At 71.4% G+C, this 21,106-nt stretch carries 20 protein-coding genes; 6 read left to right on the top strand and 14 right to left on the bottom strand.

The features are described 5' to 3' along the window. Positions 1–86 precede the first annotated feature (86 nt). Positions 87–689, top strand: coding sequence for a YceI family protein (locus AC0VYL_RS03030; protein ID WP_475482259.1), 603 nt, complete (start codon positions 87–89; stop codon positions 687–689). A gap of 84 nt (positions 690–773) precedes the next feature. Here AC0VYL_RS03030 and AC0VYL_RS03025 read toward each other — a convergent pair whose 3' ends face one another. Next, complete coding sequence (locus tag AC0VYL_RS03025; RefSeq protein WP_475482258.1) at positions 774–1,697, bottom strand: ribokinase; 924 nt, start codon at positions 1,695–1,697, stop codon at positions 774–776. A gap of 8 nt (positions 1,698–1,705) precedes the next feature. Further along, positions 1,706–2,530 (bottom strand): exodeoxyribonuclease III, encoded by an 825-nt coding sequence (locus AC0VYL_RS03020; RefSeq protein WP_475458892.1) that lies wholly within the window; start codon positions 2,528–2,530, stop codon positions 1,706–1,708. A gap of 311 nt (positions 2,531–2,841) precedes the next feature. Here AC0VYL_RS03020 and AC0VYL_RS03015 point away from each other — a divergent pair, with 311 nt between their 5' ends. Both AC0VYL_RS03015 and AC0VYL_RS03010 read left to right on the top strand, forming a co-directional pair. Continuing rightward, on the top strand, positions 2,842–4,749 hold the full coding sequence (locus AC0VYL_RS03015; protein WP_475482257.1) for an acyl-CoA dehydrogenase family protein: 1,908 nt from the start codon (positions 2,842–2,844) through the stop codon (positions 4,747–4,749). Positions 4,750–4,786: 37 nt separating this feature from the next. Then, positions 4,787–6,019, top strand: coding sequence for a winged helix-turn-helix domain-containing protein (locus AC0VYL_RS03010; RefSeq protein WP_475482256.1), 1,233 nt, complete (start codon positions 4,787–4,789; stop codon positions 6,017–6,019). Between the two features lie 37 nt (positions 6,020–6,056). Here AC0VYL_RS03010 and AC0VYL_RS03005 read toward each other — a convergent pair whose 3' ends face one another. The 4 genes from AC0VYL_RS03005 to AC0VYL_RS02990 form a co-directional block, all read right to left on the bottom strand. Next, positions 6,057–6,518: a type II toxin-antitoxin system VapC family toxin gene (locus AC0VYL_RS03005; protein ID WP_475482255.1), complete on the bottom strand. Its 462-nt coding sequence runs from the start codon at positions 6,516–6,518 to the stop codon at positions 6,057–6,059. Then, positions 6,515–6,775 (bottom strand): hypothetical protein, encoded by a 261-nt coding sequence (locus AC0VYL_RS03000; protein ID WP_475482254.1) that lies wholly within the window; start codon positions 6,773–6,775, stop codon positions 6,515–6,517. Before AC0VYL_RS03000 ends, AC0VYL_RS03005 begins: the two co-directional genes overlap by 4 nt. A gap of 134 nt (positions 6,776–6,909) precedes the next feature. Continuing rightward, complete coding sequence (locus AC0VYL_RS02995) at positions 6,910–8,052, bottom strand: acetyl-CoA C-acetyltransferase (protein ID WP_475482253.1); 1,143 nt, start codon at positions 8,050–8,052, stop codon at positions 6,910–6,912. Positions 8,053–8,160: 108 nt separating this feature from the next. Further along, positions 8,161–10,170 (bottom strand): MDR family MFS transporter, encoded by a 2,010-nt coding sequence (locus AC0VYL_RS02990; RefSeq protein WP_475458884.1) that lies wholly within the window; start codon positions 10,168–10,170, stop codon positions 8,161–8,163. Positions 10,171–10,372: 202 nt separating this feature from the next. Between AC0VYL_RS02990 and AC0VYL_RS02985 the strand changes: the two genes are divergently transcribed. Further along, positions 10,373–11,515 (top strand): acyl-CoA dehydrogenase family protein, encoded by a 1,143-nt coding sequence (locus tag AC0VYL_RS02985; protein WP_475482252.1) that lies wholly within the window; start codon positions 10,373–10,375, stop codon positions 11,513–11,515. 27 nt (positions 11,516–11,542) lie between these two features. Continuing rightward, positions 11,543–11,710, top strand: a complete 168-nt coding sequence (locus AC0VYL_RS02980) for a hypothetical protein (RefSeq protein ID WP_475458880.1) — start codon at positions 11,543–11,545, stop codon at positions 11,708–11,710. Between the two features lie 188 nt (positions 11,711–11,898). On the opposite strand, the gene AC0VYL_RS02975 is transcribed toward AC0VYL_RS02980, so the two are convergent. The 5 genes from AC0VYL_RS02975 to AC0VYL_RS02955 all read right to left on the bottom strand — a co-directional run bounded on the left by AC0VYL_RS02975 (position 11,899) and on the right by AC0VYL_RS02955 (position 15,927). Beyond that, positions 11,899–12,645, bottom strand: coding sequence for an NPP1 family protein (locus AC0VYL_RS02975; RefSeq protein WP_475458878.1), 747 nt, complete (start codon positions 12,643–12,645; stop codon positions 11,899–11,901). A 256-nt stretch (positions 12,646–12,901) separates the two neighbouring features. Then, positions 12,902–13,684: an amino acid ABC transporter ATP-binding protein gene (locus AC0VYL_RS02970; RefSeq protein WP_475482251.1), complete on the bottom strand. Its 783-nt coding sequence runs from the start codon at positions 13,682–13,684 to the stop codon at positions 12,902–12,904. Further along, a complete protein-coding gene (locus AC0VYL_RS02965; RefSeq protein ID WP_475458874.1) occupies positions 13,681–14,541 on the bottom strand; it encodes an amino acid ABC transporter permease in 861 nt (286 codons plus the stop codon). Before AC0VYL_RS02965 ends, AC0VYL_RS02970 begins: the two co-directional genes overlap by 4 nt. Next, positions 14,538–15,434 carry an ABC transporter substrate-binding protein gene (locus tag AC0VYL_RS02960; RefSeq protein ID WP_475482250.1) on the bottom strand — a complete coding sequence of 299 codons (897 nt, stop codon included), beginning with the start codon at positions 15,432–15,434 and terminating at the stop codon, positions 14,538–14,540. Before AC0VYL_RS02960 ends, AC0VYL_RS02965 begins: the two co-directional genes overlap by 4 nt. Before the next feature lie 76 nt (positions 15,435–15,510). Continuing rightward, the gene (locus tag AC0VYL_RS02955; protein ID WP_475482249.1) at positions 15,511–15,927 is read right to left on the bottom strand and encodes a MerR family transcriptional regulator; all 417 of its coding nucleotides are present in this window, start codon (positions 15,925–15,927) and stop codon (positions 15,511–15,513) included. 59 nt (positions 15,928–15,986) lie between these two features. Here AC0VYL_RS02955 and AC0VYL_RS02950 point away from each other — a divergent pair, with 59 nt between their 5' ends. After that, complete coding sequence (locus tag AC0VYL_RS02950; protein WP_475482248.1) at positions 15,987–16,898, top strand: NAD(P)-dependent oxidoreductase; 912 nt, start codon at positions 15,987–15,989, stop codon at positions 16,896–16,898. 48 nt (positions 16,899–16,946) lie between these two features. Here AC0VYL_RS02950 and AC0VYL_RS02945 read toward each other — a convergent pair whose 3' ends face one another. From AC0VYL_RS02945 to pdxH, 3 genes are all read right to left on the bottom strand, one after another. Then, the gene (locus AC0VYL_RS02945; protein WP_475458866.1) at positions 16,947–19,226 is read right to left on the bottom strand and encodes a SpoIIE family protein phosphatase; all 2,280 of its coding nucleotides are present in this window, start codon (positions 19,224–19,226) and stop codon (positions 16,947–16,949) included. A gap of 152 nt (positions 19,227–19,378) precedes the next feature. After that, positions 19,379–20,077 (bottom strand): iron-dependent transcriptional repressor DtxR, encoded by a 699-nt coding sequence (locus AC0VYL_RS02940; RefSeq protein WP_475458864.1) that lies wholly within the window; start codon positions 20,075–20,077, stop codon positions 19,379–19,381. 370 nt (positions 20,078–20,447) lie between these two features. Beyond that, complete coding sequence (pdxH, locus tag AC0VYL_RS02935) at positions 20,448–21,098, bottom strand: pyridoxamine 5'-phosphate oxidase (protein WP_475458863.1); 651 nt, start codon at positions 21,096–21,098, stop codon at positions 20,448–20,450. Between the last annotated feature and the right edge of the window lie 8 nt (positions 21,099–21,106).

The following is a 21,106-nucleotide window of genomic DNA, read 5'->3' as shown; positions in this document are numbered from 1 at the left end:
GAGGCGAACCAGGGGTTCTGGTCGGGCGTCGGACCTACAGTATGTGGACGAATGTCTCATACCGGACACAAAGGGAGTTAACGCCCATGACATCCACCCCCGAGTTCGGCCCGGGCCCCGGTACCTGGCACCTCGACCCGCTGCACTCCAGCCTGATCTTCGTCGCCCACTACCTGCGCTTCGGCCGGGTCCAGGGCACCTTCGGCAAGGCCGACGGGCAGGTCCGCGTGGCGGAGGACCCTGCTCGTTCCTCGGTGGAGGTCGTGATCGAGTCGGACAGCGTCAACACCGGCGTCAACGCCCGCGACGCGCACCTGCGCTCCGCCGACTTCCTCGACGTGGAGCGGCACCCGGAGATCCGCTTCACCTCCACCCGCCTGGAGCCCGGCAGGAAGCGGAACTCCTTCCGCCTGCACGGCGACCTCGCCATCCACGGCACGGCGCTCCCCGTCGTCCTCAACGGCGAGTGGGTGGGCGAGGCCCCCGACTACGCCTCGCCCGACGACACGTACGGCCACTTCTTCTCCGCCACGACCCAGATCAGCCTGTCCGACTTCGGGGTCGGCGACGGCGGGCCCGTGCCCTGGGGCGGCCGCCTGGTCGGGGACACCGTGGACATCGTGCTGGAGGTCCGCCTCCAGGACCAGGACCCCGCGCCGTTCCTCAAGCAGATCGGGCACACCCCCTGACCCCCGTGGCCAGGGCGCGCGCCCGATCCCGTCCGCTGCCGTCCGGCACCCGAGCCGGGCCCGGACACCGGAGCGGCACCGCACTCAGCCCCTGATCAGGGCCTCCACCTCGTCCCGCGAGGCCATCGACGAACTGGCTCCGTGCCGTCCCACGGAGATCGCGGCGGCGGCCGCGGCGAACTCCATCGCCTCCCGCGCCGACCGGCCCTCGGCCCGGGCCACCGCGAACGAGCCGCAGAACGTGTCACCGGCCGCCGTGGTGTCCACGGCCTCCACCCGACGCGCCGGAACGTGCACCGGCTCCTCGCCCCGACGCCCGAACAGCGAGCCGTCCTCGCCCAGGGTCAACAGCACCTCGGGCACCCTCTCCAGCAGCGCCGCCAGCGCGGCGCGCGGTTCGGTGTGCCCGGTGATGGCGGCGGCCTCGTGCTGGTTGGGCACGAGCACGTCCACGTTGGCCAGGAGCTCGTCCGGGAGCTCCCGCGCTGGCGCGGGCGTCAGGTAGACCGGCACGCCCAGGCCCCGGCCCAGCCGCGCCCCGGCGACCACGGCCTCCATCGGCAGCTCCAGCTGGAGCAGCAGCGCGGCGGCGCCGGCCACCCGCGCCTCGTCTCCGTCGACCGCCCCGGCCTCGGCGTTGGCGCCCGGCACCACGATGATCCGGTTGCCGCCACCGCCGTCCACGGCGATGTGCGCCACCCCGGACACCCCCGGGACGGTGCGCAGACCGGAGGTGTCGATCCCGCTGGACACCAGGTTGGCGCGCAGTTGGGCACCGAAGGCGTCGTCTCCGACCGCCCCGAGGAAGGCCACCTCGGCCCCGGCGCGCGCGGCCGCGACCGCCTGGTTGGCGCCCTTGCCTCCGGGGACCTGCCGGAAGTCCGTGCCGGTGACGGTCTCGCCGCCACCCGGGACCGTGTCCACGTAGGCCACCAGGTCCATGTTGACGCTGCCGAGGACGGCGACGCGCGGCACGGCGCTCACTTCGTTACCCACTTCTCTGTTCATTCCCCAGGTCACTTCTTGGGCCGGTCGACCGGCTGGCTGTCCGCACCGTCGAGGGCGACGATGACGGGGGCGTGGTCGGAGGCGCCCTTGCCCTTGCGCTCCTCACGGTCGATGCTCGCACCGGTCACCCGGGCCCTCAGCGCGGGCGAGGCGAGCACGAAGTCGATGCGCATGCCCTTGCGCTTGGGGAAGGACAACCCCTTGTAGTCCCAGTAGGTGTAGACGCCGGGGCCGGGCGTGTACTCGCGCACGACCTCGGAGAACCCGGCGCCGACCAGCTCGGTGAAGGCGGTGCGCTCGGGTTCGGTGACGTGGGTGAGCCCCTCGAAGGCGGCCATGTCCCACACGTCGTCGTCCTGCGGGGCGATGTTGAAGTCACCGACGTAGGCGATCTGGGCCTCGGGGTCCTCGGCCAGGCGCGCGGCGCCCGCCTCGCGCAGGGCCTCCAGCCAGCGCAGCTTGTACGCGTAGTGCGGGTGGTCGATCTCCCGGCCGTTGGGCACGTACAGGCTCCATACCTGGACGCCGCCGCAGGTGGCCGCGATGGCGCGGGCCTCACGCTCCTCGGGGTCGCCGTAGCCCGGCTGGCCGGGGAAGCCGATCCGGACGTCCTCCAACCCCACGCGCGAGGCGATCGCGACCCCGTTCCACTGGGAGAGGCCGTGGTGGGCGACCTCGTACCCGCGGTCGGTGAGGACCGACGCGGGGAACTGGTCGTCGCGGGCCTTGGTCTCCTGGATGGCGAGGACGTCGATGTCGCTCCGGTCCAGCCAGTCGCCGATCCGCTCGGCCCTGGCCCGGGCACTGTTCACATTCCATGTCGCGATACGCACAGCCAAAGGCTAGAGGATCGCGCCGACGGACCGCCCCGACCTGGCCGGACACGCGGGTCGGGCCGGTGCGGACAGGGGGAACCCCGGTGCGGCCGTCCTCCGCACCGGGGTTCGGCGACTCCCGGCATGAGCTCGGTTGGTTTCCGTCGCGCTTCGTTGGACGGCCGGGCCCCTCGAACGGTTCGCATCGTGCGCAAGGTTTTTCCCGCCTTCCAGGTACCGGGACCCTCATGGGTATCGGACCCACACCCTCCGGGTAGGCCTGTGGTGGAGGCCACACAGACCCTCCCCCCAGGTGAGGTGAGCGTGTCATGTCGACGGACGATCCCCGCGAGGCCCGCCGGGTGGCCGAACGCGCCAGGGAGGGCGGAGGGAACCGGCCGAGCTTCGCCAAGGAGCTGTACCTGGGCCGCCTGCGCCTGGACCTGGCCGATCCCCCGTACCCGGACGAGCCGGAGACAGAGCGGGCGGAGGCCTTCCTCGCCCGGCTGCGCGAGGTGTGCGAGGACGTCGACGCACCCCGTATCGAGCTGGAGGAACGCGTCCCCGACGAGACCGTCGCGGCCCTGCGCGGGATCGGCGCGTTCGGGATGCGGATCCCCGCCCGGTACGGCGGACTCGGCCTCTCCCAGCTCCACTACGACCGCGCCCTGACCCTCGTCGGCTCCGTCTGCCCGGCGGTCGCCGCCCTGCTCTCCGCCCACCAGTCCATCGGGGTCCCGCAGCCGGTCGCCCGGTTCGGCACCGAGGAACAGCGGCGGGCCTACCTGCCCCGCTGCGCCGAGGGGGCCGTCAGCGCCTTCCTGCTCACCGAACCCGACGTGGGCAGTGACCCCGCACGGCTGCGCGCCACCGCCACCCCCGCGGACGGCGGTGCGGCGTACCTGCTGGACGGGGTCAAGCTGTGGACCACCAACGGCGTGGTGGCCGAGCTCCTCCTCGTGATGGCGCGGGTGCCCGAGGGACCCGGGCACCCGGGCGGGATCACGGCGTTCGTGGTGGAGGGCGACTCCCCCGGCGTCACCGTGGAGCACCGCAACCGCTTCATGGGCCTGAAGGGCCTGGAGAACGGGGTGACCCGCCTGCACGGGGTCCGGGTGCCCGCCGACCAGCGGATCGGCGCGGAGGGCGAGGGGCTGCGCATCGCGCTGTCCACACTCAACACCGGACGCCTGTCCCTGCCCGCCCTCTGCGTGGGCGCGGGCAAGTGGGCCACCGGGATCGCCCGTGAGTGGTCCCGTGAGCGCGTGCAGTGGGGTCGCCCGGTGGGCCGACACGAGGAGGTCGCCAGGAAGCTGTCCTTCATCACAGCCACCACCTACGCCATGGAGGCCGTGCTCGACCTGACGGGGCGGATGGCCGACGACGGGCGCCACGACATCCGCGTGGAGGCGGCCCTCGCCAAGCTCTGGACGTCGGAGATGGCGTACCGGGTCGCCGACGAGCTCGTCCAGGTGCGCGGCGGGCGCGGGTACGAGACCGCCGGATCACAGGCCGCGCGGGGCGAGCGCGGGGTGCCCGCCGAGCAGCTGCTCCGCGACCTGCGGATCAACCGGATCTTCGAGGGAAGCACGGAGATCATGCGGCACCTGATCGCCCGCGAGGCCGTGGACGCGCACCTGGCCGTGGCCGGGGACCTCGTCGACCCCGACGCCAGCCGGTCCCGGAAGGCGAGGGCCGCCGCCAGGGCGAGCGGGTTCTACGCCCGGTGGCTGCCGACCCTGGTGGTCGGCCGGGGCCAGGTGCCGTCGGCCTTCGAGGAGTTCGGCCCCCTCGCCCAGCACCTGCGCTTCGTGGAGCGCGCCTCGCGTCGGCTCGCGCGCTCCACCTTCTACGCGATGTCCCGCTGGCGCGGAGGGCTGGAGACCCGGCAGGGCTTCCTCGGGCGCGTGGTGGACGTCGGCGCCGAGCTCTTCGCGACGAGTGCCGTGGTCGTGCGCGCCCGAGCCGACGCCGACGCCCACCCCGAACGGGGCACCACACCGCTGGAGGTGGCGGACGTGTTCTGCCACCAGTCCCGGCTGCGGGTCGACGCCCTCTTCGAGGGGCTGTGGTCCAACACCGACGAACTGGACGGAAGGCTGGCCCGCCGCCTGATGGCCGACTCCTACACCTGGCTGGAGGAGGGCGTTCTGGACCCGTCGCTGCCCGGGCCGTGGATCGCGCCCACCGACCCGGGACCGTCCGTGCTCGACGACCTGCACCGCCGGATGGGCTGAACCCGAAGATGTCGTCGGCGGCGGATACGGTGACCAGATGGCCGCACCACACCCCCGCCGCGACGCGGAGATCTCACTGCCGCAGGCCCGCCGGATCGCCCTGGCCGCCCAGGGCTTCCACGATCCCCGGCCGGGCTCCACGCCCACGCTCGCCCACCTGGCGCGCGTGGTCCGGCGGGTGGGCCTGCTCCAGATCGACAGCGTGAACGTGCTCGCGCGCAGCCAGTACCTGCCGGTGTTCGCCCGGATCGGCGCCTACTCCCCCGCCCTCCTGGACCGGGCCACCACCACGAGCGTCGGTGACAGCCCGGCCCGGCTGGTCGAGTGCTGGGCGCACGAGGCGAGCCTGGTGCCGCCCGCCACCCACCGCCTCATGCGGTACCGGATGGAGCTCAACCGCGCCCAGTCGAACGTGGGGTGGATGAACGGCATCCGCGAGGACAGGCCCGAGCTGGTCAAGGCGGTGCACGAGGAGGTGGCCCGGATCGGCCCGGCCACCGCCCGGGAGGTCGAGGCGGCGCTGGCCCACGACGTGCCGCGCGCCAAGGACCACTGGGGCTGGAACTGGTCCGAGATCAAGCGGTGCCTGGAGTACCTGTTCTGGATCGGTGACCTCACCGCGAACGGCCGCAACACCCAGTTCGAGCGCCGCTACGACCTGCCCGAACGCGTCCTGCCCGCCGAGGTGCACGCGCTCCCCCACCCCACCTCGGAGGAGGCCCACCGCGAGCTGGTCGCCATCGCGGCCCGCGCCCACGGGATCGCCACCGAGCCCGACCTGCGCGACTACTTCCGGCTCAAGGGCGCCGGGTCCCGCGCCGCCGTGGCCGACCTGGTGGACTCCGGAGAACTGGTCCCGGTCACCGTGGAGGGCTGGGAGCGCCCCGCCTACCTGCACCGGGACGCCCGCGTCCCCCGCAGGGTGGACGCCCGCGCCCTGCTCAGTCCGTTCGACTCCCTGGTGTGGACCCGCGACCGCGCGCAGGAGCTCTTCGGGTTCCGCTACCGCCTGGAGATCTACGTGCCCGCCGCCAAGCGGGTGCACGGCTACTACGTGCTGCCGTTCCTGCTGGGCGACGACCTCGTGGCCCGGGTGGACCTCAAGGCGGACCGCGCCTCGGGCACCCTGCTCGCCCGGCAGATCACCCTGGAGGAGGGCGCCCCCGCCGACACCATGCCGGAACTGGTGGAACAGCTGGAGGAGATGGCGGCCTGGCTCGGCCTGGAGAACGGCGTCGGCGGCGAGGGCCTCACCCACCCCGCCCGCTGACGGCGCGGGTGTGCCCTCCCGATCCGGACGCCCCTCCTCACGACGACGGGCCGCGCACCTCCTCGGGCAGCGGAGAGAACCCCTCCATCGCAGCGGCGGCACGCAGGTTCTTGTCGAACACGGCGCATGACGTACAACTCGGGTCAGCCGATCGCACAGCCTTGGCCGTCGCGAGCTGTACCGCGTCGTAGGCCCTGAGACCGTGTACCGCCGTCAGCCGGACCGCCTCCTCCAGGATCTCGGCGGTGACCCTGACCGCCGAGAAGCGCCGCTCCTCACCCGGTGCTCCGAAGTAGTCGGCTTCGAACTCCGCCACCAGGATCCGGGTGCTCTCGGCACCCAGTTCTCCGACGCGATGCTTGCGCCACAGCGCCGCGGGCACCTCGACCCTTGTCAACTGGGACACCACCAGCGGCTCCTCAAGCTCGCGGACCTGGTGGCTCCCGCACTCGTCCGCGTAGAGCTTGACCACGGCGGACGTGTCAGCGAAGACGCTCATTCACGCCCTTCCGCCACAAGGTCCTCCAACGAGGTACCCCCTCCCGCCGCGCGGCGGGCCTCTTCGACCGCCTCACGACTGGGTCGGGTGCGCGGCGTCCCGGACACGTCCAGGAGTCCCGCCTGCGCCAGCTTGGCTCGTACCGCCTTGGCCTCGTCGTCCTCCAGATCCGGGTCGGTGGCCGCACTCATCACCCGGGTGACGTACTCGTTGAGGCTGACACCCCGCCTCTCGGCGGAGCACCTGACTCTGCGCATCAGCTCTTCATCGGTTCTCCACGTCATCTGGCTCATAATCCCCACACTAGATGCAGGCATGCCTGCATGCAAGGAGGGTGGCCCCTGACGGCGGGCCGCGCACACGTGGTGCGCGGCCCGTCGAGGTCCGGGGGTCAGACGCGTTCGACGATGGTGACGTTGGCCTGGCCGCCGCCCTCGCACATGGTCTGGAGGCCGTAGCGGCCACCGGTCCGGTGGAGCTCGTTGACCAGCTTGGTCATCAGGATCGAGCCCGTGGCGCCCAGCGGGTGGCCCAGGGCGATGGCGCCACCGTTGGGGTTCACCCTGGCCGGGTCGGCGCCGAGCTCCTCGGTCCACGACATCGGGACCGGCGCGAAGGCCTCGTTGATCTCCGTGACGTCGATGTCGTCGATGCTCAGACCGGCCTTCTCCAGGGCGATCCGGGTCGCCGGGATCGGGGCGGTGAGCATGTAGACCGGGTCGTCCCCGACCAGCGACAGCTGCACCACGCGGGCGAGCGGGGTGAGCCCGTGCCGCTGCACGGCGCGCTCGGAGGCGATGAGCAGCGCGCCCGCGCCCACGGAGATCTGGCTGGCGATCGCGGCGGTGAGCTCCCAGCCCTCACGCAGCGGCTTGAGCCCGGCCATCTTCTCCAGGGTGGTGTCCGGGCGCACGCCCTCGTCCCTGGCCACCCCCGCGAGGGGGGCGATCTGCGCGTCGAAGTACCCGGCCTCCTGCGCGGCGGCGGCCCGGCGGTGGCTCTCCAGCGCGAACTCCTCCAGCTGCGCGCGCTTGTAACCCCACTTCTCGCACATGAGCTGGGCCCCCCGGAACTGGGAGATCTCCTGGAAGCCGTACCTCTCGATCCACCCCTGCCCGTACAGCGGGAGGTCGTTGTCGAGGGCGAACTGGACGTTGGCGCCCATGGGGACCATGCCCATGTTCTCCACGCCCGCCGCCACGACCAGGTCCTGGGTGCCGGACATGACGCCCTGCGCGGCGAAGTGGATGGACTGCTGCGAGGATCCGCACTGGCGGTCGATGGTGACGGCGGGGACCGACTCGGGCAGTCCGGCGGACAGCCACGCGGTGCGGGCCAGGTCCAGGGCCTGCGGACCGGCCTGGCTGACCACGCCCATGATGACGTCCTCGACCGCGGCCGGGTCGACCCCGGTGCGCTCGACGAGCTCCTTGAGGACGTGGGCACCCAGGTCCGCCGGGTGCACGGCGGCCAGGGCACCCTTCTTGGTGCCGACGGGGGTGCGTACCGCACCGACGATGTAGGCCTCAGCCACTGGGTCCTCCAAGGGGCGTGGGATGTGACGTCCTATAGAACCGAACTGTATTCGGTTTGAGTCCCCAGGCAAGCCCCCGGCCCCGTCTTGCGAACGTCCGCGCAGGTCTCAGTCCGTGCGGTCGCCCCAGCGCCCGGCCTCGTCACCGAGGGTGGTGCCGGTGACCCGCTCCAGGACGTCGAACACGTCCGGGTGCTCGTCGGGGCCGAAGTCGGAGAGCAGCGAGCGCAGCGCCGTCCGCTGCGCCTCGTACAGCTGCCGCACGGCGTCCTCCCCGCGCCAGTTGAGCTCCCAGGGGGCGCTGTCGTCGACCAGGTAGCCCGCCTCCAGCAGTTCCTGGTGGGTGTCGGCCCAACGGGAGGCGCTCAGGCCGGACATGCGCACCAGGTCGTCCACGCCGAGCGGCCCCTGGACCCCGATGTGGCTGAGCGCCCAGCAGGCCTCCGCCGAGACCTCCAGGCCGGAGGCCTCCCGCAGCCGCTGGTACATGGTCTCCGTGCCCTCGGACCCGCAGGCCTCGTAGATCTCGCGCTCCACCTGGTCCATCGCGCTGCGGCTCGGCGTGGCCACCGGGGCCACCGTCTCGTCCAGGTCCGGTGTCCTGATGGTCGTGCGCAGCACGTCCTGGCGCAGGAAGAGGGCGAGCACCAGGCCGACGAGGGCGACCGGCACCGCGCACAGGAAGACGGTGTCGATGGCGTCGGCGTAGACCTCCAGGAAGCTCGCCTGCACCTGCGGGGGCAGGCGGTCGATGGCGCCCGGGTCGCTCTCCAGCGAGGTCGCGTCCACCCCCGGCGGGAGGTCGATCGCCCCCGCCCGCGCGGCCAGGTCCGAGGCCAGCTGTCCGGCGAAGACCGATCCGAACACCGCCGTGCCGAAGGAGCCGCCGATGGACCGGAAGAAGGTCGCTGACGAGGTCGAGACCCCCAGGTCGTCGTAGGAGGAGGCGTTCTGCACCACCAGGACCACCACCTGCATCACCAGGCCCAGCCCGGAGCCCAGGACGAAGAAGTAGACGCCCATCTCCCACAGGGAGCTGTCCGGCCCCATGCCGGACATCAGGAAGAGGCCGATCGAGGTCAGGGCCATGCCCGCGACAGGGAAGACCTTGTACCGGCCGGTCCGGGTGACCAGGCGGCCGCTGGTGATCGAGGTGATGAGCATGCCCATGACCATGGGGAGCAGGTGCAGCCCCGAGGCGGTGGGTGAGAGGCCGTGCACGATCTGGAGGAAGAGCGGCAGGAACGCCATCGAGCCCATCATCGCGAAGCCCACGCAGAAACCGATGGCCATGGCGACCACGATGGTCGGGTTCCGGAACAGGCTGAGCGGCATCACCGGGTCCGGGGCGCGCCGCGCGGTGAGCCACCACCCCACACCGAGCACCAGCCCCGCGGCCGCCAGGGAGAGGATCTGCCAGGACAGCCAGCCGTAGACCCCGCCGCCCCAGGAGGCCACCAGGGTCAGGCAGACGGCGGTGGCGGCCAGCAGCGTGATGCCCGCGTAGTCGATGTTCCGGCGGCCGACCGGGTCCTGCCGGGGCAGCACGGCCACGACGGTGAGGAAGGCGAGCAGCCCCAGCGGCAGGTTCACGTAGAACACCCACCGCCAGGACAGGTGGTCCACGAACAGCCCGCCCAGCAGGGGCCCGGCCACGCTGGAGACCCCGAAGACCGCGCCGAACAGCCCTTGGTACTTGCCGCGCTCCCTGGGTGAGACGACGTCACCGATGATCGCGGAGGCCAGCACCATGAGCCCGCCGCCGCCCACGCCCTGGAGGCCCCGGGCCAGCACCAGCTGGAGCATGTCCTGGGCCAGGCCGCACAGCACGGAGCCCACGAGGAAGATCGCGATGCACGCGAGGAACAGGCGTTTGCGGCCGAACTGGTCACCGAGCTTGCCCCAGAGCGGGGTGCTGGCCGTGACCGCCAGCAGGTACGCGGTGATCACCCAGGACAGGTGGTTGAGCCCGCCGAGGTCGGAGACGATCGTCGGCAGCGCCGTGGAGACGATGGTCTGGTCCAGCGCCGAGAGCAGCACGGCCAGCATGAGGGCGGTCATGATCAGCGCGATCCGCCCTCCATGGGACTCGCGCTGGTCGGCGGGGCTGTGTGTCATCGAATCGCCTCCCGGGGTCGGGCCGGCCGACTCCGCACGGCCCGGCTGCTGGTCCACCCTAGGAACCCGCACCCGCCGCGCCTCCGGGAGCCGCGCGGAGGTCCCGGAACTTTGCTCCGGCTTGCCCCCCGTACTTCAAAACCGAACGCGGTTCGGTTACCGTGTGGGAACACAGTGATCCCCGACACCCTCGGAGCTGAGCATGAAGCGGGAACTCTTCGACGCCGACCACGACCTCTTCCGCGAATCGGTGGCCGAGTTCCTCAAGCGGGACGTCGTCCCCTTCCACGCCCAGTGGGAGAAGGACGGGATCGTGCCCCGGGAGGTGTGGGTGAAGGCGGGAACCGTCGGCCTGCTCGGCCACGGCGTCCCCGAGGAGTTCGGCGGCACCGGGATCGACGACTACCGGTACAACCAGATCGTCAACGAGGAGATCTGCCGAGCGCACGCCAGCGGCCTGGGCATCACCCTCCAGAACGACGTCATGGCGCCCTACATGGTGGGGCTGACCACCGACGAGCAGAAGCGCCGCTGGCTGCCCGGCTTCGCCAGCGGCGAGCTGATCACCGCGATCGCCATGACCGAACCCGGCACCGGCAGCGACCTCCAGGGGATCCGGACCTCCGCCGTACGCGACGGCGACGAGTTCGTCGTCAACGGCGGCAAGACCTTCATCACCAACGGCATCAACGCCGACCTCGTCATCGTGGTCTGCCAGACCGACCCCGACGCCGGGGCGCAGGGCTTCTCCCTGATCGCCGTGGAGCGCGGCACCCCCGGCTTCGAGCGCGGCCGCAACCTCGACAAGGTCGGCATGAAGGCGCAGGACACCGCCGAGCTCTTCTTCGACGACGTCCGCGTACCGGCCGCCAACCTCATCGGCACCGAGGGCCAGGGGTTCATCCACCTGCTCCAGAACCTGCCCCAGGAGCGGCTGTCCATCGCCACCTGCGCGGTCGCCTCGGCGGACCACGTCCTCCAGCACACCATCGAGTACTGCCGGGAGCGGACCGCCTTCGGCCGGTCGATCGGGCGCTTCCAGAACACCCGTTTCGTCCTGGCCGAGTTGGCCACCGAGGTGGACCTGGGCCGGACCTACGTCGATCGCGGGGTCCAGCTGCTCAACAAGGGTGAGCTCACCGTGGAGGACGCCGCCAAGGCCAAGTGGTGGACCACCGAGATGTGCAACCGCGTCATGGACCGGTGCCTCCAGCTTCACGGCGGGTACGGGTACATGATGGAATACCCCGTGGCACGGGCCTGGCAGGACTCCCGCGTGCAGACGATCTACGGTGGCACCACCGAGATCATGAAGGAGATCGTCGGCAGGGGCCTGGGCCTGTAGGACCCCCGAACCCCGAAGGGACCGGTCGTGAGCGGATCGTGGGACGGCCTCATCGTGATGGGCCTGCTGGTGGTGCTCCTGGTCATCGCCGTGCGCAAGCTGAGGCCCAAGGTCCACATCCCCTGGGCGACCAGCGGCATCGTGGTCTTCTTCGTCTTCGTGTGCCTGCTGCTGTGGGCCAACTCCTACCGCTGAGCACCCGCGCGGACACACCGAGGGCCCGCCGCCCCGGCTCCTCGACCGGGTCGGCGGGCCCTTCGGCGTCCGGGGGGATGGACGGGCCCGGCGCACGGTCCAAAGGCGGGTGAGGACCGTACGGGGCGGACCCGGCCGTGATGGTCTGACGAGGGCATGGTCGGGCCGGGGGTCGGTTCCGGTGTCGGTCAGGGCGCGTACGGGTCGAAGTCGATCCCGTCGGGCACGGCCTTGGCCAGGGCGTCGGCGAACCGCTCGTCCTTGAGGTCGAGCTGGGCCGCCCCGTAGTCGGCGGTCACGAAGATCTCCCGGATCCCCTCGGGATAGCCCTCCCAACCGACCAGGTCCGGGTACTGCCACACGCCGTAGTGGTTCTCCGGCGGGTCGTCGTGGTCGGCGGCGAACCGGAACGCGTGGGTCGAGGCGCCGTCCTTGTGGTAGACGATCTTGGGGTGGGTGCCCTCCCACCGGACGTCCTCCGCCGCGCGGGTGTCGTAGTCGCCGTGCGCCGAGGCGGACACGTACCGGGCCTCGTCCTCGAACACCCACACGACGACGTGCTCCAGGTCGTGCCGGTGCCCGCAGCAGCCGTGCATGATCTGGTCCTTCTCGAAGTAGAGCGCGTACATGTACGCGCACCACCCGCTGCCGTCGCAGCTGGACCGGGAATAGGAATTGGTGTTGTCGAGGTCCGACTGGTCCCGGCAGTTTCCGTTCAGCGCCCCCGAGGTGTTCAGGCCCTCAGCGACAGTTCCGTCGGGCCCGATGGCGGGGGTGGAATAGCAGCCGTCCGTGTCGTAGTCGAAGGCGGGCTGCCATTTCGCCTCGGCCTCGGAGGAATGGGCGGGAAGCGCCGTCGGCGGTTCAGCGAAGGCCGGCGAGGCCATCGCGACCACCAGGGCCAGCGCACCGAGGATCGGGACACCACCCCGCACCGGAAGACGAAGGGAACCCGGGAACCTCTTGGGACTTTGTCCCATGAAACCCCAAGAGGAACCCGGAGTCACTTTCGCGCCGTGCTCACGCAATGCGCGCACCACCATTCCCCGAGCCGATCTTGTCCTTTACCACTGAATAAAGTAACCAGCCGACTACAGACAAACAAGACGGGTTCGGTGCCTTTTTTTCCTGCCCGGAAACAGGTTTACCGCGACACTGTCCCCGACCAGCGAAGAAGGGTGCCCGCGCCGGTCAGAGCCGTCCCGCGTCGATGATGCGTTGGAGGAACCGACGGGTGCGCGGCTCGGTCGGGTCGCCCAGGACCCGCTCCGGCGGCCCCTGTTCGAGGATCCGCCCGCCGTCGAGGAAGCACACCGTGTCCGCCACCTGCCGGGCGAACCCCATCTCGTGCGTGGCCAGGAGCATGGTCATCCCGTCCTCCCTCAGCCCGCGCACCAGGTCCAGCACCTCTCCGACCAGCTCCGGGTCCAGGGCGCTGGTCACCTCGTCCAGCAGGAGCAGGCGCGGAGAGTTGACCAGGGCCCGCACGATCGCCACCCGCTGCTGCTGACCGCCCGAGAGCCGGTCCGGGTACTCCCCCGCCTTGTCCAGCAGGCCGACCCGGTCCAGGAGGGCGCGCCCCCGTTCCTCGGCCTCCGCGCGCCGCCTGCGGTGCACCCGGCGCGGCGCGAGGGTGACGTTGTCGAGCACGGACATGTGCGGGAACAGGTTGAACGACTGGAACACCATGCCGATCCGTCGGCGGACGCGGTCCGGGTCCACCCGGGGGTCGGTGACGTGCTCGCCGTCCAGGTGGAGGGAGCCGTCACTGATCGGTTCCAGCAGGTTGGCGCAGCGCAGCAGGGTGGACTTGCCGGACCCCGAGGCGCCGATCAGCACCACCACGCCGTGCTCGGGCACGTCGAGGTCGAGGCCGTCGAGCACCACGTCGCCCCGGAACTCCTTGCGGACGCCGCGCGCCCGCAGCACCGGCGAATCGCCCTCCAGTCGGGAGAGCCGTTCGAGCTCACTCACCGCGCCCCCTCCGAGGACTGTCTGCGGGCGGCCCGTACGGTCACCCAGTCGGTCACGGCCACCAGCGGGATCGCCATGAGCACGAACAGCACCCCGGCCACCACGTAGGGCGTGAAGTTGTAGGTCTGCGCGGTGGCGATCTGCGCGGCCCGGATGGCGTCGATCGGTCCGGCCAGCGAGATCAGCCCGACGTCCTTCTGGAGCGCCACCATGTCGTTGAGCAGCGGCGGCGACACCCGGCGCACCGCCTGCGGCAGCACCACCCAGCGCATGGCCTGAGCGTAGGTGAGCCCGAGCGAGCGGGCCGCGGCGATCTGGCTGGGGTGGATCGACTCGATGCCCGCACGGAACACCTCCGCGATGTAGGCGCCGTAGGTGATGACCAGCGCGATCCCGCCCAGGACCAGGACGCTCGGCGTGCCCTCCAGCCGGAGTCCGGGCACGCCGAAGGTCATCAGGTACAGCACGATGATCAGCGGAGCGCCCCGGAACCCGTACGTGTACGACGCCGCCAGGGCCCGCAGCGGGAAGAACACGGGTCCGCGCAGGGTCCGCAGGATCGCCACGACCAGCCCCAGGGCCAGTGCTCCGAGCGCGCAGAACACCAGGACCCGCAGGTTGAGCCAGAGCCCGGTCAGGACCGCCGGGAGGGCGTCCCGGGCCACGCCGAGGTCGAAGAAGGTCTCCCGCACCCGCTCCCACCCCGGCGATCCGACCACGACGGTGACCAACACGGCCCCCAGCGCCGCCGTGGACAGCGCGCCGACCAGGACCGAGCGCACGCTCTGGCGTCGGCGGAACGTGACGCGCTCGGCCTCCAGGAGGCTGGGGACGCGTGGCTCCCTCGGTCCGGTCACGACAGTTCGGGGGCGTCGGCGGCCTCGGCGAGCCACTCCTGTTCGAGCGCGGCGAGCGTGCCGTTCTCCCGCAGGGTGTCCACGGCTTCGGACACGCAGTCCGTCAGGGGGGAGTCCAGGTCGAGGACCAGCCCGAACGACTCCTCCTCCGACTCCGACTCCGCCTTCGGCAGCTGGCCGACGATCTCGGCGTCCTCCAGCTCGGCGGAGGTGACGTAGAAGGCGGTGGGCAGGTCGAGGACGACCGCGTCCACCTGGCCGTTCTCCAAGGCCTGCTTGGCGTCGTCGTTGTTGTTGAAGACCAGGGGCTCCTGCTCCGGGTCGATACTCGCGACCAGGGCGTCGTAGCTGGTGGTGCCCACCTGGGCGCCGACCACCAGCCCCCGGAGGTCGTCCAGGCCCTCGGCCCCGGCGGCCTCGCCGTCGGAGAGCGCCACCACCGCCTGCCGGACGTCGTAGTAGGGCGAGGAGAAGTCGACGGCCGCGCGCCGCTCCTCGGTGACGGAGAACTGGTTGACGTCGAAGTCGTAGCCCTTGGGTCCGGGGGCGATGGCGTTGTTGAAGGTCACCACGGTCCACTCGACCCGGTCCGCCGGGTACCCCAGCTCCTCGGCCACCGCGTGGGCGACGGCCGACTCGAACCCCTCGCCGTTGGCGGGGTCGTCCCCGACGAACCACGGCGGGTAGGCGGGGCTGTCGGTGCCGATGGTGAGCGTGCCCTCGGTGAGCGTGGGCAGCGCCCCGGGCTCGCAGGCGGCGGCGTCGCCCCCGGCGTCCTCCGCGGCGTCCTCGGGCGAGCAGGCGGTGGCCAGGAGCACGGCCGACGCCGCGACCGCCCCGAGGCGGACGAAGGGCGGAAGGAGGGGACCACGGGATCGGGGCCGCAGGGGCATGGGGTACTCCGGAAGCTCAGGCGGGGGACGATGATTTCCCCACATTAGCGACCTGAGCAGTGGACAACCAGGTCTCCTACGTCACGCTCGCCCGCCGGTCCACGGCCGTCCCGTCGCACGACCCCTCCTCGACGGGCCCGAGTCGCGAGGTGCTCTCCACGAGGGAGTCCAGCCTCGCGCGCGCGGTGAGCAGGTCGGAGACCGCGTCACTGAGCCGTTCGCGTTCGCGGTGCAGGTCGGGGAGCATCCCCGAGCAGGAGGGGGCCAGGGTCCCACCGTCGTCGGCCATGCAGGGCAGCAGCTGGCCGATGGTGGCGGTGTTCAGTCCGGCGGCGAGCATCAGACGGATGCCCCGCACGGTGGCCGCGTCCTCGTGGACGTACTCGCGGTACCCGCTGGGCCGCCGCTCGGGCCGGAGCAGGCCCTGCTCCTCGTAGTAGCGCAACGAGCGGACGCTGACGCCGGTCAGCCGTGCCAGCTCCCCGATCCTCATGTGATGACCGCCACTCCCGGTTGACCCTCACGCCGATGTCAGGGTCCAACCTATCCGGCATGACGAACACGCACCCGTCCACCCGACACTCCACCGAGATCACCGTCATCGGCCTGGGCCCGATGGGCCTCGCGCTCGCGGAGGCCCTCCTCAGAGCGAACCGCTCCCTGACGGTCTGGAACCGCACCGCGGCGAAGGCCGACGGCCTCGTCCGACGAGGGGCGCGCCCGGCGCCCACCGCCGCCGACGCCGTGGCCGCGAGCCCCGTCACCGTCGTGTGCCTCAGCGACTACCCGGCCGTCGACGGGATCCTCGACCTCCTCGGCCCGCTCGACGGCCACACGCTGGTGAACCTCAGCAGCGGCACCCCGGCCGAGGCCCGGGCCACCGCCGACCGGGCGGCCGGCCTCGGGCTCGACTACCTCGACGGCGCGGTCATGGTCCCGCCCCCGCTCGTCGGCCACGACGGATCGGTCCTGCTGTACGACGGTCCCCTCGAGGTCCTCGACCGGCACCGGGAGATCCTGACGGACCTGGGCGAACCCCGCCACCTCGGCGCCGAGCCCGGCCTCGCGGTGCTCCACAACGCCGCCATGCTCGGGATGATGTACGCGACCCTGAACGGCTTCCTGCACGCCGCGGCCCTCGTCGGATCCGCGAACGTCCCCGTGACGGACTTCGCGGAGCTCGCGCTGGGCTGGTTCATGCCCGTGGTGCTGTCCCCCGACGGGATCGCGGAACAGGCGCCCCACCTGGACGCCGGGCACTACCCGGGGGACCTGGGAGGCATGGGGATGAACCTGAACGCGCTGGAGCACATCACGCGCACGAGCGAGGAGCAGGGGGTCCACTCGGAGCAGCCCCGGATGCTCGCACGGGTCGCGGAGCGGGCGATCGCCCGGGGCCACGGCGCCGACAACTACTTCGCGGTGTTCGAGGTCCTGAGGAAACCCGACCCGGACGTCCTCTGACCCACGCGCCCGGGCCGCCCGTCCACGTTGGCGGGCGGCCCGGGCGGCCTACGCGTCGTCGTCCTTCTCGGCCTCTCGGACCTCGGCGTGCATGGGCATCTCGAACCAGACCGCCTTGCCGTCCGGCGTGGGCCGCGAACCCCAGCGGCTCGCCAGCTGCTCCACCAGGTAGAGGCCGCGACCGCCCTCGTCGTCGGCGGCGGCGCTGCGGATGCGCGGCAGACGCAGGTCGTGGTCGAAGACCTCCACCCACACCGCGTTGGCGCCACGGCGCAACCGGAGCAGGAACTCCTTGTCGGCGGGGTCGTCGGAGGACTCGTCCTCCTCCGCGACCGCCTCCAGGAGATCACTCCAGTCCTCGTCGAACTCGTCGGCCGCACCGCCCGCGCTGAGGGGGGTCTCCGAGTCCAGGACGCCGCTCCCGGTGAACTCGCGGTGCACGGGGTGCGGGGTGGCGTGGATGACCACGTTGGTGACGATCTCCGAGACCAGCAGACAGGCGAGCTCGGCCTGGTCGCGGTCGACCCCCCACTCCTTGAAGGTGTCGGCCGCCAGGTGCCGGGCGGCGCCCACGGTCGAGGCCTCGGAGGGGAACCAGCCCTCGCGCAGCGCCAGCTCCTCGGAGTGGGTGCGCACCACCATCAGCGCGGTGTCGTCGTCCAGCACGCCGGGCACGCTGTGCACGGCCGCCTCGGCGATCTGGTCCACGTCCTTGTCCGCGACCTCGGCCACGCGTTCGGTCATGCGGGCCAGCGCGCGCTCCGGGTCCGCCTTACCCCCGACCGGCCTGCGGTCCACCAGGCCGTCGGTGTACATGACCAGGGTGGCGCCCAGGGGAAGCCGCAGGTTGGCCTGGTGGTAGACGATGTCCTCGCCCGAACCGCCCTTGGCGCGCACGCCCAGCATGCGGTCGGTGACCTCCAGGTCGAGGGTCTCGACCGACTCGGAGGTGATGAGCAGCGGCGGCGCGTGCCCGGCGTTGGAGTAGGACAGCTCGCGGGACCAGGCGTCGTAGACCATGTACAGGCAGCTGACGCTGGGGATCCACACGCCGCCCCCGCTGTCGGGGATACCGAGCTGGCGGACCCACTCGTCGAGCTCGCGCAGGATGTCGGCGGGCTCCCGGTCGGCCTGGGCGAAGGCGCGCAGCGCGGCGCGCAGCTGGCCCATCACGGCGGCCGCGTGCGGGCCCCGGCCCTCGACGTCACCGATGACGAGGCCGACACGTCCGGCCGAGAGCGGGATGGCGTCGTAGAAGTCGCCGCCGACCTGGGTCTGGATGCCGTGCCCGTGCCCCTGGAGGGGGCCGGCCGGGAGGTAGCGGTGCGCGACGGTCAGGCCGTCCAGGGAGGGGAAGTCGCTGGGCAGCAGGCTCCGCTGGAAGGCCACCGCGGTGCTGCGCTGCTCCTCGAAGAGCCGGGCGTTGTCGATCGCCAGGGCGACCCGGGAGGCGATGGCGCCGACCAGGTCGCGGTCGAAGCCGCCGTAGCTGCTCTTCTGCCGGGGCGAGAGCCCGGACAGGGCGAGGGTGAGCACGCCGAGGACCTCGCCGCGGGCCCGGAGCGGGGCGGCGATCGCGGAGGTGACACCGACCTGGCGGGAGACCCGGTCGGAACGGTCGTTGGGAGAGTTCTCGAAGAGGTAGTCGCTGGTGACCACCGTCTCCAGGCGGCGCATCGCCTGCGTGACGAAGTGGCGTTCGGGGTAGCGGACCTCGTCCCCGACGTCGAACCACGTGTTGGCCGGGGGCGACCAGCCCTCGGCGTGCACGGACACCTGTCTGACCAGGCGGTCGCGGTCGTAGAGGTCGATGAAGCAGTGGTCCGCGAACTGCGGCACCAGGATCCCGGCCACGCCCCTGACCGTGGAGTCGAACTCCAGGGAGCTGGCCAGGCGGCTGCCGATGCGTTCGAGCAGGCCGTACTGTTCCTCGACCCGGCCGCTGCGCAGCGCCTCACGGGCGATGAGGGTGATCCCGTCGATCTCCCCGGACTCGTCGCGCATGGGCACGGCCTGGGCGCGCACGTGGATCCACGAGGAGTCGCCCTTGAGCACGGCGAACGTGCCCTCCCACGGCTCGCCGCGCAGCACGCGCCGCGCCAGCTCGGAGGCGTGTTCGCGGTCGGACTCGTGGATGCCGATGTCGAGCAGCGACAGGCCGACGTAGTCGCGCCCGCCGACGAACCCGAACAGCTCGCGGGCGTACGGGTTCCAGTATCGAAGGAGGCTGAACCGGTCGATGACGACGATCGCGATCTGGGCCTGGTCGACGACCTCGGCCGTGACGAGCGCGTCGCTCTCCCGGAAGGGCTCACCCCACCGTGTCATCTAGCCGCCACCTCGCCGTCATGAGCTGCACACATGCCCGCTCCGGGTACCCCGAACGACCGCACCTTGGGGCGAGCGTAGCAACACAGTCAACGTTCCCGCAGCGCAATGAGACAATCCCGATGAGCAACCAATCAACGTGGACGAACGTTTCACGGCTTGGCGACGAAGATGTGCCCGGCGACGTCCGCCGGGAGCTCGGTGTCCTCGCCGTCGCCGATGACGCGCACGCCGTCGTCCGAAGCCTTGAGCACGACTTCCTGTCCCGGTTGTACCCCGGATTCGCGCAAGGTGAGCATGATGTCCGCGTCCGGCTGGAGTTGTTCGCTGATACGGCGCACCGTCACGGTGGTCTCCGAGTCGGAGGCGGCGTCGATCATCGGCACGATGGAGTCGTCGGTGAACGGCTCGGGGGCGTAACCCTCCAGGCCCAGCTCCTCCAGCCCCGGGATCGGGTTGCCGTGCGGGCACACCGACGGGGCGTTGAGCAGCGTGACCAGACGCTCCTCGACGGCCTCCGAGATGACGTGCTCCCAGCGGCAGGCCTCGATGTGGACGTCCTCCCACGGCAGCCCGATGACGTCGACGAGCAGGCGCTCGGCGAGCCGGTGCTTGCGCATGACGTGGGTGGCCAGCCTGCGACCCTCGGCGGTCATCACCAGGTGACGGTCGTTCTCGACCTTCAGCAGGCCGTCGCGCTCCATGCGGGCGACGGTCTGGCTCACCGTGGGGCCGCTCTGGTGCAGGCGCTCGGCGATCCGGGCCCGAAGCGGGACGATGCCCTCCTCTTCGAGCTCGAAGACCGTACGGAGGTACATCTCCGTGGTGTCGATCAGCCCGTGTGCGGTCAAGACTCCCCTCCCAAGGCTCTGCGCCCGACGCGCGGTCACGTGCGGGCACGGCAGGTCTCTCACAACACAGGCCGGGACCACGTGATTCCCTGGGGCCAAGTGGGGACCGGGGCGTCCGCAGGACCGCGGGAGCGACCACCGATGCGTCCAGCATATCGCGGCGCGACGGGCGTGGATTTCGACACTGTCTCACGATACGGACACCCGGGGCCGTGGCGACCCGCGCGACACAAGGGTCCAAGGTCACAGGCGTGCAGGTGACCCGCCCGATACGGGAAGTATCCGAAAGACCCTTGCGCGACCGCCGTACGGCCCCGACCTCTCGAACCCGCGTTCGACGCGACCAACGTCACCTCGGGGCGAGCGCGGATCAGGGCGCGAGGCGCTCGATCTCCCAGGCTCCCCCGACCCGCAGGTAGCGGAACCGGTCGTGCATGCGGTCCTCACCGCCCTGCCAGAACTCCACCTCGCCGGGAACCAGGCGATAGCCGCCCCAGTAGGTGGGTCTCGGTATGGGTTCGTCCGCGCCCCACACCGAGTCGAACTCGTGGAACAGCCGGTCCAGCTCGGGGCGGTCGGCCACCGGCCGCGACTGGCGCTCGCTCGCCCAGGCACCCAGCTGCGAGCCCCGGGGGCGGGTGGCGAAGTAGCGGTCGTTCTCCTCGTCCCCGAGCCGCTCCACGCGTCCGGCCACGAGGACCTGGCGCCGGATCGCGTGCCAGGGGAAGACCACGCTCGCGCGCGGGTCGGCGTCCAGGGCCCGGCCCTTGCGCGACGTGTAGTTGGTGAAGAACCGCAGCCCCGTGCTGTCGTAGCCCTTCATCAGGACCGTCCGCGACCGGGGCATCCCGGAGGGCTCCACCGAGGAGAGCACCATCGCGTTGGGTTCGGCCAGGCCGGACTCGTAGGCCTCACCGAACCACAGGTGGAACTGGGACATCGGGAGGGCGGCCAGGTCACGGCGGCGCAGGGGCTCGCCCAGGTACGGCTTGCGCAGTTCCGCGGGGTTCTGGTGGTCCACACGAGGCA

This window comes from Nocardiopsis sp. iso_238 (assembly GCF_056173325.1).
Note: the sequence above shows the minus strand (reverse complement) of the source record. Positions and strands in the feature narration are given on the sequence as shown.

What these genes read in the sequence shown, in the direction of transcription:
- AC0VYL_RS03030 (WP_475482259.1), top strand. Translation starts at nt 87, where the DNA reads ATGACATCCACCCCCGAGTTCGGCCCGGGCCCCGGTACCTGGCACCTC.
- AC0VYL_RS03025 (WP_475482258.1), bottom strand. Translation starts at nt 1,697, where the DNA reads ATGAACAGAGAAGTGGGTAACGAAGTGAGCGCCGTGCCGCGCGTCGCC.
- AC0VYL_RS03015 (WP_475482257.1), top strand. Translation starts at nt 2,842, where the DNA reads ATGTCGACGGACGATCCCCGCGAGGCCCGCCGGGTGGCCGAACGCGCC.
- AC0VYL_RS03010 (WP_475482256.1), top strand. Translation starts at nt 4,787, where the DNA reads ATGGCCGCACCACACCCCCGCCGCGACGCGGAGATCTCACTGCCGCAG.
- AC0VYL_RS03005 (WP_475482255.1), bottom strand. Translation starts at nt 6,518, where the DNA reads ATGAGCGTCTTCGCTGACACGTCCGCCGTGGTCAAGCTCTACGCGGAC.
- AC0VYL_RS03000 (WP_475482254.1), bottom strand. Translation starts at nt 6,775, where the DNA reads ATGCGCAGAGTCAGGTGCTCCGCCGAGAGGCGGGGTGTCAGCCTCAAC.
- AC0VYL_RS02990 (WP_475458884.1), bottom strand. Translation starts at nt 10,170, where the DNA reads ATGACACACAGCCCCGCCGACCAGCGCGAGTCCCATGGAGGGCGGATC.
- AC0VYL_RS02985 (WP_475482252.1), top strand. Translation starts at nt 10,373, where the DNA reads ATGAAGCGGGAACTCTTCGACGCCGACCACGACCTCTTCCGCGAATCG.
- AC0VYL_RS02960 (WP_475482250.1), bottom strand. Translation starts at nt 15,434, where the DNA reads ATGCCCCTGCGGCCCCGATCCCGTGGTCCCCTCCTTCCGCCCTTCGTC.
- AC0VYL_RS02955 (WP_475482249.1), bottom strand. Translation starts at nt 15,927, where the DNA reads ATGAGGATCGGGGAGCTGGCACGGCTGACCGGCGTCAGCGTCCGCTCG.
- AC0VYL_RS02950 (WP_475482248.1), top strand. Translation starts at nt 15,987, where the DNA reads ATGACGAACACGCACCCGTCCACCCGACACTCCACCGAGATCACCGTC.
- AC0VYL_RS02945 (WP_475458866.1), bottom strand. Translation starts at nt 19,226, where the DNA reads ATGACACGGTGGGGTGAGCCCTTCCGGGAGAGCGACGCGCTCGTCACG.